This is a genomic window from Alteribacillus sp. HJP-4, from assembly GCF_042139015.1.
Lineage (GTDB): Bacteria > Bacillota > Bacilli > Bacillales > Marinococcaceae > JBHIKY01.
This window is the reverse complement of sequence record NZ_JBHIKY010000012.1, coordinates 107,787-121,560: the sequence shown is the minus strand read 5'-3', so window position 1 is coordinate 121,560 and position 13,774 is coordinate 107,787. Positions and strand designations below refer to the sequence as shown.

Below are 13,774 nucleotides of genomic sequence, written 5' to 3'. Positions count from 1 at the left end.
GGATTCCGACGATATGATCGACTAAGGAGCAAAATTCTACTACATCATCAGACGAAAAATCAGAACATTCAAGTAGGATAAAGGGGCGGGGCCTGACGGCCTCCACCCCAACAATTGACTTAGAACCAAAAATTAGTGGAGAGCGTGATAAATGAATGGGGCGGGGGAAACCCCAGCGGAGAGTGCGGAAAAAGCGTCTGAGCGGTGGAAATCTTTAAGGGAAACGCGGAAAAAATTGTTGCAAGTGTGGAAAAATAAATGGAGCGCGGGAAAACGAGTTGATTGCGTGGAAATATCTGTGGTGAGCGTGATAAACGAGAGCAGCGGAAGAAAACAGACAAAGGAAAAGGAAAAACTAGCTGACCGGAGGAAAACCAGCGGAGAGTACGGAAAAAATCGTCCGAACGGTGGAAATCTACAAGGGGAAACGCGGATAAACTAGGAGACGCGTGGAAAAAAAGAATCTGAGCTTGAAAAACCAATTGTACACGGGAAAAAATTTTCGGAGTGAAAATCTATACTCAGGAGCCGGCAGATTATCGATGCTGATCAGCGAAAAAACAAGATCGATGAGCGGAAAATTAAAATTGATCAGCGAAAAACAAAAAATCATCAGCGAAAACTATTCCAGACATAAAAATCCTTCAGCTTTTTGCAAGATCAGGGTTGATTTTTTCAAGAAATTCCCGTAAATTATGAAGTGAGGAAAGCGTTTTCATTATGAGGCGCAGTACATGTACGCATGCCTGATGCGGCGGGGCCCGGACAGCTATTGCCGCATCAGAGTCTGTACAAAATCAGATAAAATCGCAGGAAATTCTATTTTTTTACTACAAAAGTGAGCGAGCGTTCGGTCAACCAGCACCCAACAAATTCAACCAGCATCCCATATTCATCCCACACCAAGTCCCAATAACCACAAACCAGCCCCACTCACACATTACCCACCTGCACGTTACTTACAATCCAGTGTTAGTTAAAGGAGGAAGAAGACAATGACCAAAACTGTCATTACAGGAGGAGCTAGAACTCCTTTTGGAAAATTTGGAGGAGCGCTCAGTCCGTTAACAGCAGCTGAGCTTGGCGGGACTGCGATTCTAGGAGCACTGCATAAAAGCGGTGCAGACCGCGATAATATACGCGAGGTGATTATGGGAAATGTTCTCCAGGGAGGGCAGGGACAGATCCCTTCACGGCAGGCAGCACACCATGCCGGCCTTTCCTGGGAAGTAGAAACCGAAACGATTAATAAAGTGTGTGCTTCCGGGATGAGAAGTGTGACATTTGCAGATCAGATTATCCGCTCCGGTGAAGAAGGAATCATTGTAGCCGGAGGCATGGAATCAATGAGCAATGCTCCATACTTCATGCCGAAAGCGCGCTGGGGAATAAGGATGGGGGACTCGCCGATAAAGGACATGATGGTGCATGACGGACTGACCTGTTCGTTTCATGATGTTCATATGGGCATTTACGGGGGAGAAGTTGCAGAAAAGCTCGATATTTCCCGGGAAATGCAAGACGAATGGGCGAATAGCAGCCACCAGCGTGCCACGGCGGCTGTCGAATCTGGTCTATTTGATGAGGAAATAATCGAAGTAGAGGTGCCGCAGAGAAAAGGGGACCCCCTCACAGTCGCTCGTGACGAAGCACCACGGAAAAACACAACAATAAACATGTTGGGTCAATTAAAACCAGTGTTTTCAAAAGACGGAACAGTGACCGTCGGCAATGCTCCCGGCGTAAACGACGGAGCCTGCGCCATGGTAGTCATGTCGGAGGAAACTGCCAGAGCAAGCGGTGCTGAAGTTCTGGCGACGATACATGGCCATACGGCTCTTGCGATGGAACCGGAAAAGTTTCCAATGACACCGGGGCTGGTCATTAATAAATTGTTAGAAAAAACCGGAAGACAGCTTGCGGATATTAAGCTGTTTGAAGTAAATGAAGCATTTGCAGCTGTGGCGCTGGCAAGTGAAAAACTGGCCGCACTTGATCCCGAAAAGATCAATGTGAACGGCGGAGCGGTGGCGCTTGGCCACCCTATTGGTGCAAGCGGTGCCAGGATTATTTTGACCCTGGCTCATGAACTTAAGCGGCGCGGCGGAGGACTTGGAATAGCAGCGATCTGCAGCGGCGGCGGACAGGGAGATGCCATTCTGATTGAAGTTTAGGCTGGTAGAAAAAGGAGGAGGAATGAAAGTGACGGTACAGACAGTAATGGTCGTAGGAGCCGGCCAGATGGGGGCAGGGATCGCCCAGGTTCACGCTAAGGCAGGCTTCCTCGTATATTTGCATGACATAGATGAAGAACGGGTGGAGAACGGCCTCAATACTATTGAGAAACACTTGACACGCCAGGTGGAAAAGGGGCGGATGGAAGAAATAGAAAAAACAAAGACTCTCGAGCAGATCGTCCGCTCGACCAACTTAGAAAACGCATCGAAAGCAGATCTTGTTATTGAAGCAGTCGTAGAAAACATGGAGGTTAAAAAGAAGCTTTTTACCGAGCTTGATCAAATTGCGCCGCCGGAAACCATCCTCGCAACGAATACATCCTCGCTTCCGATCACAGAAATTGCCGCCGTCACGAGCCGGCCGAAGCAGGTGATCGGGATGCATTTTATGAACCCAGTGCCTGTGATGAAGCTCGTCGAAATTATCCGCGGACTCGCAACAACTGATGAAGTTTTTCAAACTGTAAAGCTTACGGCGGAATCACTTGGAAAAACAGCGGTGGAGGTCAATGATTTTCCGGGGTTTGTCTCGAACCGGATACTGCTGCCGATGATCAACGAAGCCATTTACGCTGTCCACGAAGGAGTAGCCGAGCCGGAAGCGATTGATGAAGTGATGAAGCTTGGCATGAACCATCCAATGGGGCCGCTCACACTGGCGGATTTCATTGGTCTCGACACGTGCCTTTATATTATGGAAACCCTTCATGACGGACTTGGCGATGATAAATACCGGCCTTGCCCGCTTTTGCGGAAGTATGTCAAAGCAGGCTGGCATGGGAAAAAGACAGGCCGCGGCATTTATTCCTACGATAGATAAACAGCAGGAGGACGATAACGTGAATCTAAACTTCACAGATGAACAGGAAATGATGAGAAAAATGGTCCGCGACTTTGTGAAAAACAAAGTCGCTCCTGCTGTAAAGCGTATGGAAGAGGAAGACCGCTTCCCGGAAGAGCTAATCAAGGAAATGGCCTCACTCGGGCTGATGGGGATACCGGTGCCGGAGAAGTACGGCGGCGCAGGTATGGATTTCACATCGTACATGATTGCTATTCATGAAATTTCAAGAGTCAGCGCAGCGCTCGGGGTGATTTTATCCGTGCATACGTCGGTAGGCACTTATCCTATTTTATATTTCGGAACCGAGGAACAAAAGAAAAAATTCATTCCGAAGCTGTCAGCAGGTGAATATCTCGGAGCTTTTGCCCTGACCGAACCCGGTGCCGGCAGCAATGCCTCGAGCTTGAAAACGACTGCTGTGCGCTCCGGCGATCACTATGTATTGAACGGCACTAAGGTATTTATAACGAACGGTGGAGCAGCTGATACGTATATAGTGTTTGCTGCCACGGATAAAGACAAAGGCTCCTATGGCATCAGTGCCTTTATTGTAGAAAAAGACAGTCCCGGACTGCTGATTGGAAAGAAAGAAAAAAAGATGGGACTGCACGGATCGAATACGACGGAGCTGATTTTTGAGAACTGTCGTGTACCTGCAGCAAACCGGCTAGGAAAAGAAGGAGAAGGCTACACTATCGCGATGGCTAATCTTTCCTCAGGGCGCATCGGAATCGCCGCACAATCCCTTGGCATTGCCGAAGGAGCACTTGAAGCTGCTGTTACCTACGCTAAAGAACGACACCAGTTCGGCAGAAGTATCGGCAGCCAGCAGGGAATTTCATTTAAGCTGGCGGACATAGCAACGAACGTGGAGGCTGCCAAACTTCTCACGTACCGGGCAGCGCATCTGCGTTCCAATAACATCGACTGTACGAAAGAGGCCTCGATGGCTAAACTGTTTGCCTCCAAAACAGCGATGGATGCAGCCATTGAAGCGGTCCAGGTATTTGGGGGTTACGGTTACACGAAAGAGTATCCGGCGGAGCGGTTTTTCCGGGATGCCAAGGTGTGTGAAATTTACGAAGGCACAAGTGAAATACAGCGGATTGTCATCGGTAAGCATACAATCGGATTTTAATAAACAAAACGGGGTGTCATGGATGAATTTTTTACTAACGGATGAACAGGAAATGATTCAAAAAATGGTGCGAGATTTTGCGAATAAGGAAGTGGCTCCGACCGCTGCTGAGAGGGATGAGGAGGAGCGTTTCGATCGGGCGCTGTTTGATCAAATGGCTGAACTGGGACTGACCGGTATTCCATGGCCGGAGGAATACGGCGGAATCGGCAGCGACTTTGTCAGCTACGTGATTGCGGTTGAAGAGCTCTCAAGAGTATGCGCTTCCACCGGCGTAACCCTGTCTGCCCATTTATCGCTGGCCGGCTGGCCGGTGTACAAATTCGGCAGTGAAGCACAAAAGAAGAAATATTTGACAGCGATGGCAGAAGGGAAGATGATGGGCGCTTATGGACTGACAGAGCCTGGCTCCGGATCCGACGCCGCGGCGATGAAAACCACAGCGAAAAAAGACGGGGATCATTATATATTAAATGGTTCGAAAATTTTCATTACAAATGGCGGCATGGCTGATGTTTACATCGTGTTTGCTGTCACCGATCCGGACAGCAGGCACAAAGGAGTCAGTGCCTTTATAGTTGAAAAGAATTTTCCCGGCTTTTCGGTGGGCAAAAAAGAACAGAAGCTGGGGATCCGTTCCTCGCCGACAACAGCTATCGTGCTCGAGGACTGCCGCGTTCCCGCAGAAAACCTTCTTGGAAAGGAAGGAGAAGGCTTTAAAATTGCGATGATGACACTCGACGGCGGCCGCAACGGCATCGCTGCGCAGGCGGTTGGAATAGCGCAGGGGGCGTTGGATGCCGCTGTGGAATATGCAAAGGAGCGAAAGCAGTTCGGCAAACCGATAGGCAGTCTGCAGGGAATCTCCTTTAAGCTTGCTGACATGGCGACAAAAGTGGAAGCGGCACGGCTGTTGACGAGGCAGGCAGCCTGGAATGAAAGTGAAGGAGTCTCTTATGGGAAGGAATCCGCGATGTCGAAGCTGTTCGCCGGAGATGCGGCAATGGAGGTTACGACGGAAGCTGTTCAGGTGTTCGGCGGCTACGGCTACACAAAGGATTATCCGGTTGAGCGTTACATGCGTGATGCGAAAATTACCCAGATATACGAAGGCACCAATGAAATACAGCGGCTTGTCATAGGAAAAATGCTGCTGGCTGATTAGGGGGGGTGGATAGTAATGCAGAAAAAAAATGTTCCATCAATGGTAAAGGACCAGCAGCTTATTCAGCGGCGGCGGGAACAAATGATAAAAGGAGCGGTTCACCTTTTTAAACAAAAGGGATTCCACCGCACGACTACACGTGAAATCGCGAAGCAGTCCGGTTTCAGTATCGGAACGCTTTACGAATATATCGGCTCGAAGGAAGATGTTCTCTACCTCGTCTGCGATTCCGTATATGACGAAGTGCGGCGCAGGCTCGAAGCAGATATGGATATGCAGCAATCCGGAATTTCCCGGCTGCGAGCGATGATTTCTTCCTTTTTTCATATTATGAATGAAATGCAGGATGAAGTGCTCGTAATGTATCAAGAAGCCAAGTCACTTCCAAAAGAAGCACTGCCCTACGTTCTCGAAAAAGAAGAAGAAATGACGGCGATTTTTGAAGGAGCGATCCATGAATGCCGGAAAAAGGGTGAGTTGAAGCTGTCCGGTAATGAAATGAGACTGCTTGCCCACAACATTATGGTGTGCGGCCAGATGTGGACATTCCGGCGCTGGTCGCTTCACAACGAATTCTCACTTGAAGATTATACAGCCATGCAGCTCCGCCAGCTTCTTGCTGGAGTGCAGACAGCTGATGTAGAGAAAGTTGAATAAGGGAGGAACAAGGATGGCTACGCAGCAATTATACAAGCCGGTACACGCCGTTCGGTTTATTACAGCATCAAGTTTGTTTGACGGCCACGATGCCTCGATTAATATTATGCGGCGTCTGCTGCAGGCGGGCGGTGCAGAAGTTATTCACCTCGGCCATAACCGCTCAGTGGAAGAAGTGGTAAACGCGGCAATTCAGGAGGACGCCCAGGGTATCGCTATTTCTTCTTACCAGGGCGGGCATATGGAATATTTTAAATACTGCTACGACCTTCTCCAGGAAAAAAATGCGGGACATATCCGCATATACGGAGGCGGGGGAGGCGTGATAACTCCTCCGGAAATAAAAGAACTTCATGAATATGGGATCTGTCATATATTTTCCCCGGATGACGGGCGCACATTCGGACTTCGCGGGATGATCAGCCAGATGCTCGAAGAGTGTGACTTTCCGACAGCGAAGGACCAAAAAGCGACGCTTTCAGAGGTAAAGGAGAAAAAAGACCAGGCCATCGCACGGTTTATTAGTGTCGTGGAGGATGAATCACCCGAGAGCCGCTCCACATGGGAGGCGGCTCTAAAAGAGCTGAAGGCGATCCGTTCTGAAGCGCCGGTACTGGGCATTACCGGGACGGGCGGCGCCGGGAAGAGTTCGTTGACAGATGAGCTTGTCCGCCGTTTTTTAAATGAATTCAAAGACAAATCGATAGCCATTCTTTCCATTGACCCGACGAAGCAAAAGACAGGCGGAGCGCTGCTTGGCGACCGTATCCGCATGAATTCCATCCATCATCCACGCGTGTTTATGAGAAGTCTCGCAACGAGAGGCTCGAAAACGGAAACGACGAAAAGCCTCGTCGATGCGATTCAGGTTACAAAAGCAGCCGGTTTTGATTTGATTATCGTAGAAACGAGCGGGATAGGCCAGGGGGATGCAGAAATTACCGAAGTGGCCGACGTCTCCATGTATGTAATGACAAGTGAGTTCGGCGCACCTTCGCAGCTCGAGAAAATTGATATGATCGATTTTGCCGATCTGATTGCCATTAATAAATTTGACCGCAAAGGCTCGGAGGATGCTCTCCGTGATGTGCGCAAGCAGTATCAGCGCAGTCATCTGCTTTTTGACGAGGACCTGGCCCTGATGCCTGTCTACGGTACGATTGCAAGTCAGTTTAACGACCCCGGCACGAACGTGCTTTTTAAAGCACTCGTAGAAACTATTAATCACAAATGTGAAAAAGGCTGGGATACGAGTATCGATATTTCAAAGGAGCCAGGCAAAAAGGACCTGATTATTCCGGCGGAACGAACTCAATATTTACGAGAAATTGTGCAGACCGTGCGGGAGTATAAAAAGTTTACAGAAAACCAGATGGAAACAGCAAGAAAGTTATTTCAGCTGGACGGAACGATCACACTTTTAAAAGAAAAAGAAATAGATACAACAGAGCTTCAGAAAATTTATGAGACCGTGGAAAATGAGCTGGCTCCGGAAGTGAAAAGCCTGCTGGAGGGATGGGCCGAATTTAAATTATCCTATCAGCAGGACAGCTTTACTACGGTCATCCGCGACAAAGAAATTGTAACAGAGCTCCAGACAGAAACTCTTTCCGGCATGAAGATTCCTAAGGTGATGCTGCCATCATTTCAGGACTGGGGCGAAATTACCCGCTGGAGCTTAAAAGAAAATGTTCCTGGACGCTTCCCGTACACCGCAGGCGTCTTCCCGTTTAAACGTAAGGGAGAAGATCCTAAACGGCAGTTTGCCGGAGAAGGAACACCGGAACGGACGAATCGCCGCTTTCATTATTTATCAAAGGATGATGATGCAAAGCGCCTGAGCACAGCTTTTGATTCCGTTACTCTTTATGGAGAAGACCCGGATCACCGCCCGGATATTTATGGAAAAGTCGGTGAAAGCGGGGTCAGCATCTGTACACTTGATGACATGAAAAAACTGTACGACGGCTTTGATTTGATTTCACCGTTAACATCGGTCTCGATGACGATCAACGGGCCGGCGCCGATTATTCTGGCTATGTTTATGAACACGGCGATTGATCAGCAGGTATCGAAATTTGAAGCGGAAAACAACCGGCCTCCGTCGTCAGAGGAATATGAAAAAATTAAAGCAGACACCGTCTCAGTTGTGCGCGGCACCGTGCAGGCTGATATTTTAAAAGAGGATCAGGGCCAGAACACCTGTATCTTTTCGACCGAATTTGCGCTGCGGATGATGGGGGATATCCAGCAGTACTTTATTGACAACCGTGTCCGCAACTATTATTCCGTATCTATTTCGGGCTATCATATTGCCGAAGCAGGAGCGAACCCGATCAGTCAGCTCTCCTTTACGCTTGCGAATGCCTTCACATATGTAGAGTATTACCTGAGCCGAGGTATGGACATTGATGATTTCGCGGCCAATCTGTCATTTTTCTTCAGTAATGGTCTTGATGCAGAGTATGCGGTGATCGGACGGGTGGCGCGCCGAATCTGGGCAGCAGTGATGAAAAATAAATACGGAGCGAATGAACGCAGTCAAAAGCTGAAGTATCATATTCAGACTTCAGGCCGGTCTCTGCATGCGCAGGAGGTCGATTTCAATGACATCCGCACGACGCTGCAGGCGCTTCTGGCGATATATGATAACTGCAACTCGCTGCACACGAATGCCTATGATGAAGCAGTCACGACACCGAGCGAGCATTCTGTGAGGCGTGCGATGGCGATTCAGATGATAATTTCGAAAGAACTCGGCATGGCCAAAAATGAAAATTCCATGCAGGGGTCATTTATTATAGAAGAGCTCACCGACCTCGTCGAAGAACAGGTGCTGCAGGAGCTTGAACGTATCAACGACCGGGGCGGGGTCCTCGGCTCGATGGAAACAATGTATCAGCGCGGAAAAATCCAGGAAGAATCAATGTATTACGAAATGAAGAAGCATTCCGGAGAACTGCCGATCATTGGTGTCAACACGTACCTGAACCCAAAGGACGAGGAAGAGGAGTTTAATATGGAGCTGGCACGGGCAGACAAAGAGGAAAAAGAAAGCCAGATTAAAAACCTCCGTGCCTTTCATAAGCGACATGAAAAAGAAGCAGCGAAGGCACTTTCCCGCCTGCAGAAAACAGCGGTGGACGGCGGAAACGTCTTCAGCGAACTGATGGAAACAGTGAAAACAGCAAGCCTCGGCCAGATCACGCACGCCCTCTATGAAGTCGGTGGTCAGTACCGCAGAAATATGTAATAACAGCGGCTGCTTTCTTTCTCAATAAAAAACGGCTGGCATAAATAGCCTAAATGTGTTTATAATGATAAGTATGATTTTTACGGTTCAGCTCTTACTGCAGGGCTTTGCGATAAGCACAGACACCGCCGGAATGAGAGCAGAAGCCGATGATCTGGAATACTTGGCGAAAGGAAGTGACATCCGTGAGCATCTCCGATTTCAAACAGGAACAAATCGAAGAAATGTCCGCGGTAGAACTGGCTCTTATTTTACTGGGGGATGAAAAGAAACCTTACGATTATCAGCAGTTGATTGAACGCATCACAAAGATGAAAAAATTCACAAAAGCAGAAAGAGACAGCCGAACAACGAAGCTGTTTACAGCGATGAATCTTGACGGGCGCTTTGTTCACCTGGGCCAGAATCACTGGGGTCTTCGCGAATGGTACCCGCTGGATCAGTCTGACGACGACTTGAGCACGACGGTGAAGAAACCGAAAAAACGCAAGAAAGCCTACGACGACTACGACGAAGATTTCGCAGAAGAGGATTTCGACGACGATCTCGAGGACGTGGAAGATGAGCTGGATGAGCTTTCACAGGAAGAGGACGCTGATGACGATTATGAAGAAAAAGATGAATCGGCAGTCGGGTATGATTCTAATGAAGATTCTTCCTATGATGATAAAGACGAGGATGAAGATTATTAACCACTGGGAGAAAGAAGCATTTTTTCCCTATTGACTTTTAAAAAGGGTCTAGGTAAAATCATTTTTGGGCTTTATCAATGACATCACAAAATGATTAATCTATATACAAATGTCGGACAAAAGTGCGCCCCTCCTATGGGTGAGGTGTCACTTTTGTTTTTTTTATGATTATAAAAAGGAGTAGATGAATACATGGCAAGCAAATATATTTTCGTAACGGGAGGCGTGGTGTCGTCTCTTGGAAAAGGGATCACAGCCGCATCCCTCGGCCGTCTTCTGAAAAACCGCGGCCTCAGTGTCACGATTCAAAAATTTGACCCGTACATCAATGTTGACCCTGGTACGATGAGTCCTTACCAGCACGGGGAAGTATTTGTAACGGACGATGGCGCAGAAACAGACCTCGACCTCGGCCACTACGAGCGTTTTATTGATATTAATCTGAACAAAAACAGCAACGTAACGACAGGAAAAGTGTATTCATCCGTTATTCGCAAGGAACGCCGCGGCGACTATCTCGGAGGTACGGTTCAGGTTATCCCGCACGTTACGAACGAAATCAAAGAACGTGTTTACCGGGCCGGCCGTGAAACTGGAGCCGACGTTGTCATTACAGAAATCGGCGGTACTGTCGGGGATATCGAAAGTCTCCCATTCCTCGAAGCAATCCGCCAGATTAAAAGTGACGTCGGTGTTGAAAATGTCATGTATGTTCACTGTACATTAATTCCTTATCTGAAAGCCGCCGGGGAAATGAAATCAAAGCCGACCCAGCACAGCGTAAAAGAACTCCGCAGCCTTGGCATTCAGCCGAACGTTATCGTCGTCCGGACAGAAAGCCCTGTGCCGGAAGACATGAAAGAAAAAATTGCCTTATTCTGTGACATCAACAAAGATGCAGTCATCGAAGCCCGCGATGCAGATACTCTTTATCAAGTGCCGCTTGACCTGCAGGCCCAAAAACTCGACCAGTTTGTCTGCGATTACTTGAAGCTGAACGGTGGAGACGCTGATATGGAAGAGTGGAAAGCCCTGGTGGCCAAGGTCCAGAATCTCTCTGATAAAATATCAATTGCACTGGTCGGTAAATATGTTGCTCTTCCGGATGCATATCTTTCTGTCGCTGAATCTTTAAAGCACGCAGGCTACGCGTTTGATTGCGACGTCGACATCAAATGGGTAAATTCCGAGCACCTCAGCCCGGAAAATGCAGCGGATCACCTCGAGAATGTCGATGGCATCCTTGTTCCCGGAGGATTCGGCGACCGTGGCATTGATGGAAAAGTAACGGCCATTAAGTATGCCCGCGAAAACAGTGTCCCGTTTCTAGGAATCTGTCTTGGCATGCAGCTGGCTTCTGTAGAATATGCAAGCAACGTGGCAGGACTCGAAGATGCTGGCTCCTCCGAGCTGCACCCGCATGCCAAGCATCCAGTCATCGATCTCCTTCCGGAGCAGAAGGACATTGAGGACCTCGGAGGCACTCTCCGCCTCGGCCTTTATCCATGTAAGCTGCTCGAAGGATCCAAAGCGAAGGCAGCGTATGGGGAAGAAGTCGTATATGAGCGGCACCGCCACCGTTATGAATTCAATAATGAATACCGGGATACACTCGAACGCGCTGGATTCTTGTTCAGCGGAACGAGCCCAGACGGCCGTCTCGTGGAAATCATCGAGCTTGCTGATCATCCATATTTCGTCGCCTCCCAGTTCCATCCTGAATTTGTGTCCCGGCCAACGCGTCCTCAGCCGCTTTTCCGTGAGTTCATCAGTGCTTCTATAGGAAATAAGTAAGAGTTACGCAGCCACCCGGCTTTTCCGTTCTAGGAAAAGCTGGGTATTTTTGTGGGGGTGGGGGGGCGATCCGGATGAAGGGACAGCTGGCCCGTATGGTGGAAAACGCTCCCGCCGAGGGGAAATAAGGCTCTTGTATTGGAAACCGCACGAAACGCGGGGAAACCAGACACTTGTGGGGGAAATCGAAGCGCTTCGGTGGAAACGCGGCTCGGAGGCGTGAAAAGCATCGGGAGCAGAGGAAACGCCGCTCGCAGCGGAGGAAACGGGATCGAGAAGCGTGGAAATATTGCAGGCAGCGTGGGAAATCAGAGCCAAAAGGTGGAAACCGGCCCGAATGAAGGGAAAACAGGCACTTGTGGGGGAAATCGAAGCGCTTCGGTGGAAAAGCGGCTCGGAGGCGTGAAAAGCATCGGGAGCAGTGGAAACGCCTGGCGCAGCGGAGGAAACGGGATCGGAAGGCGTGGAAATATTGCGGGCAGCGCGGGAAATCAGAGCCATAAGGTGGAAACCGGCCCGAATGAAGGGAAACCAGACACTTGTGGGGGAAGTCGAAGCGCTCGGTGGAAAAGCGGCTCGGAGGCGTGAAAAGCAGCGGGAGCAGAGGAATCGCCGCTCGCAGCGGAGGAAAAAGGATCGGGAAGCGTGGAAATATTGCGGGCAGCGCGGGAAATCAGAGCCAAAAGGTGGAAACCGGCCCGAATGAGTGGAAACCAGACACTTGTGGGGGAAATCGAAGCGCTTCGGTGGAAAAGCGGCTCGGAGGCGTGAAAAGCATCGGGAGCAGAGGGAACGCCGCTCGCAGCGGAGGAAACGGCTGCTACTCCTCCAGCTCCTCAAGCATGTCCTTCACTCCCAAAAACAGCAGCTGCCCTATAAACATCGCACATAACGCAGCCGGAGATCCGTAACGACTCCCGTCCTCAGCAGGAATCAGGCCGTCGCGGACATGCAGGTAAATAACTACATCGATAACGTCCTCCACGATAAATGGGGCAGCAATCACCATAGGGACAGCAGCTTCTTCAAAAAACGCCAGCAGTTCATAGAATGCATCATCTGCTTTGTCCGCAATAATGAGCACACGGTCGGCAGCGCCGGCCTCGTTCCGTTTTTGTTCATTAAGGTGAGCAGTATTATCTGGGGCGTCCGGGTGAGAAGCGAGAGCGTCTGCCACTCCTTTCATCGCACCGAGCCCGATCACGTATAGTGAACCGGTGCCGGCAGGCCCTTGTGCAAGCAGGCGGGCTCCATCTTCGAGGGCATCTTCTTCTTTTTCAATTATTTTTTGAAATAATCCGTGCAGCTGTGTTGTGAAAATTTTCATATTCGTATAGTCACCTCATTTTTCCCTTATTAAAACAAAAATCGATACGACTCAGCAAATCTGTGTTTTAAATGCACAAAAAAGAAGGAAATTGGACGTAATTTATGGAATATTTAAGCAGACAGATATAGGTATGTGCTTGGTTTGATAAAGAATATTGTCTAAATTTCATGTCAGTAGAGGTACTCTTTTCTAATGAATCAAGTTAAAACGCAGTAAGAAAAAGGAGCGAACGATCATGAACAAAATTCTGATCGTAGATGATCAGTATGGTATCCGTGTTTTGCTGAATGAAATGCTGAAAAAGGACGGCTATGAAGTATATCTGGCAGCCAATGGCATTCAGGCACTGGAAATGCTCGAACAGAAAGAACCGGAATTATTACTGCTGGATATGAAAATTCCAGGAATGGACGGGCTCGAAATTTTACGTGAACGGGAAAAGCGCAGCATCGCAGAGTCAACCAAAGTGATTATGATGACGGCTTACGGAGAGCTTAACATGATTGAAGATGCAAAGGCTCTCGGGGCAGTTTCCTATTTCTCAAAACCCTTCGACATTGATGATGTCCGCCAGGAAATTAAACGTCAATTGGAAACCACCTCATGAAGTGAATTCCACCCGGAAAGGACAGATGAAATTTTCCGTGACTATGCTATAATGGTG

Annotated in this window: 11 protein-coding genes; 10 read left to right on the top strand and 1 reads right to left on the bottom strand. The window is 48.9% G+C overall.

Annotated features, from left to right (window positions below; translation table 11 throughout):
* The first annotated feature begins 995 nt into the window (after positions 1-995).
* From ACE4RR_RS13070 to ACE4RR_RS13030, 9 genes are all read left to right on the top strand, one after another.
* Positions 996-2,174 (top strand): acetyl-CoA C-acetyltransferase, encoded by a 1,179-nt coding sequence (locus tag ACE4RR_RS13070; RefSeq protein WP_375535865.1) that lies wholly within the window; start codon positions 996-998, stop codon positions 2,172-2,174.
* Positions 2,175-2,202: 28 nt separating this feature from the next.
* Positions 2,203-3,057: a 3-hydroxybutyryl-CoA dehydrogenase gene (locus ACE4RR_RS13065; RefSeq protein ID WP_375535872.1), complete on the top strand. Its 855-nt coding sequence runs from the start codon at positions 2,203-2,205 to the stop codon at positions 3,055-3,057.
* 19 nt (positions 3,058-3,076) lie between these two features.
* The gene (locus ACE4RR_RS13060; RefSeq protein WP_375535871.1) at positions 3,077-4,219 is read left to right on the top strand and encodes an acyl-CoA dehydrogenase; all 1,143 of its coding nucleotides are present in this window, start codon (positions 3,077-3,079) and stop codon (positions 4,217-4,219) included.
* A gap of 22 nt (positions 4,220-4,241) precedes the next feature.
* Positions 4,242-5,384: an acyl-CoA dehydrogenase gene (locus tag ACE4RR_RS13055; RefSeq protein WP_375535870.1), complete on the top strand. Its 1,143-nt coding sequence runs from the start codon at positions 4,242-4,244 to the stop codon at positions 5,382-5,384.
* A 15-nt stretch (positions 5,385-5,399) separates the two neighbouring features.
* Entirely contained in the window at positions 5,400-6,041 is a 642-nt protein-coding gene (locus ACE4RR_RS13050; protein ID WP_375535864.1) for a TetR/AcrR family transcriptional regulator, read from the top strand.
* 13 nt (positions 6,042-6,054) lie between these two features.
* A complete protein-coding gene (icmF, locus tag ACE4RR_RS13045; protein ID WP_375535863.1) occupies positions 6,055-9,294 on the top strand; it encodes a fused isobutyryl-CoA mutase/GTPase IcmF in 3,240 nt (1,079 codons plus the stop codon).
* Positions 9,295-9,479: 185 nt separating this feature from the next.
* Positions 9,480-9,986: a DNA-directed RNA polymerase subunit delta gene (rpoE, locus tag ACE4RR_RS13040; RefSeq protein WP_375535862.1), complete on the top strand. Its 507-nt coding sequence runs from the start codon at positions 9,480-9,482 to the stop codon at positions 9,984-9,986.
* Between the two features lie 192 nt (positions 9,987-10,178).
* Positions 10,179-11,780: a CTP synthase gene (locus ACE4RR_RS13035; RefSeq protein ID WP_375535861.1), complete on the top strand. Its 1,602-nt coding sequence runs from the start codon at positions 10,179-10,181 to the stop codon at positions 11,778-11,780.
* A gap of 138 nt (positions 11,781-11,918) precedes the next feature.
* Positions 11,919-12,368: a hypothetical protein gene (locus ACE4RR_RS13030; RefSeq protein WP_375535860.1), complete on the top strand. Its 450-nt coding sequence runs from the start codon at positions 11,919-11,921 to the stop codon at positions 12,366-12,368.
* A gap of 232 nt (positions 12,369-12,600) precedes the next feature.
* On the opposite strand, the gene ACE4RR_RS13025 is transcribed toward ACE4RR_RS13030, so the two are convergent.
* The gene (locus ACE4RR_RS13025) at positions 12,601-13,107 is read right to left on the bottom strand and encodes a DUF2529 family protein (protein WP_375535859.1); all 507 of its coding nucleotides are present in this window, start codon (positions 13,105-13,107) and stop codon (positions 12,601-12,603) included.
* Between the two features lie 238 nt (positions 13,108-13,345).
* Here ACE4RR_RS13025 and ACE4RR_RS13020 point away from each other — a divergent pair, with 238 nt between their 5' ends.
* Positions 13,346-13,717, top strand: coding sequence for a response regulator (locus ACE4RR_RS13020; RefSeq protein ID WP_375535858.1), 372 nt, complete (start codon positions 13,346-13,348; stop codon positions 13,715-13,717).
* Positions 13,718-13,774 lie beyond the last annotated feature (57 nt).

Excerpts from the sequence above, each read along its gene's own strand:
- ACE4RR_RS13055 (WP_375535870.1), top strand. The coding sequence starts at position 4,242 with ATGAATTTTTTACTAACGGATGAACAGGAAATGATTCAAAAAATGGTG.
- ACE4RR_RS13020 (WP_375535858.1), top strand. The coding sequence starts at position 13,346 with ATGAACAAAATTCTGATCGTAGATGATCAGTATGGTATCCGTGTTTTG.
- ACE4RR_RS13035 (WP_375535861.1), top strand. The coding sequence starts at position 10,179 with ATGGCAAGCAAATATATTTTCGTAACGGGAGGCGTGGTGTCGTCTCTT.
- ACE4RR_RS13070 (WP_375535865.1), top strand. The coding sequence starts at position 996 with ATGACCAAAACTGTCATTACAGGAGGAGCTAGAACTCCTTTTGGAAAA.
- ACE4RR_RS13025 (WP_375535859.1), bottom strand. The coding sequence starts at position 13,107 with ATGAAAATTTTCACAACACAGCTGCACGGATTATTTCAAAAAATAATT.
- ACE4RR_RS13050 (WP_375535864.1), top strand. The coding sequence starts at position 5,400 with ATGCAGAAAAAAAATGTTCCATCAATGGTAAAGGACCAGCAGCTTATT.
- icmF (WP_375535863.1), top strand. The coding sequence starts at position 6,055 with ATGGCTACGCAGCAATTATACAAGCCGGTACACGCCGTTCGGTTTATT.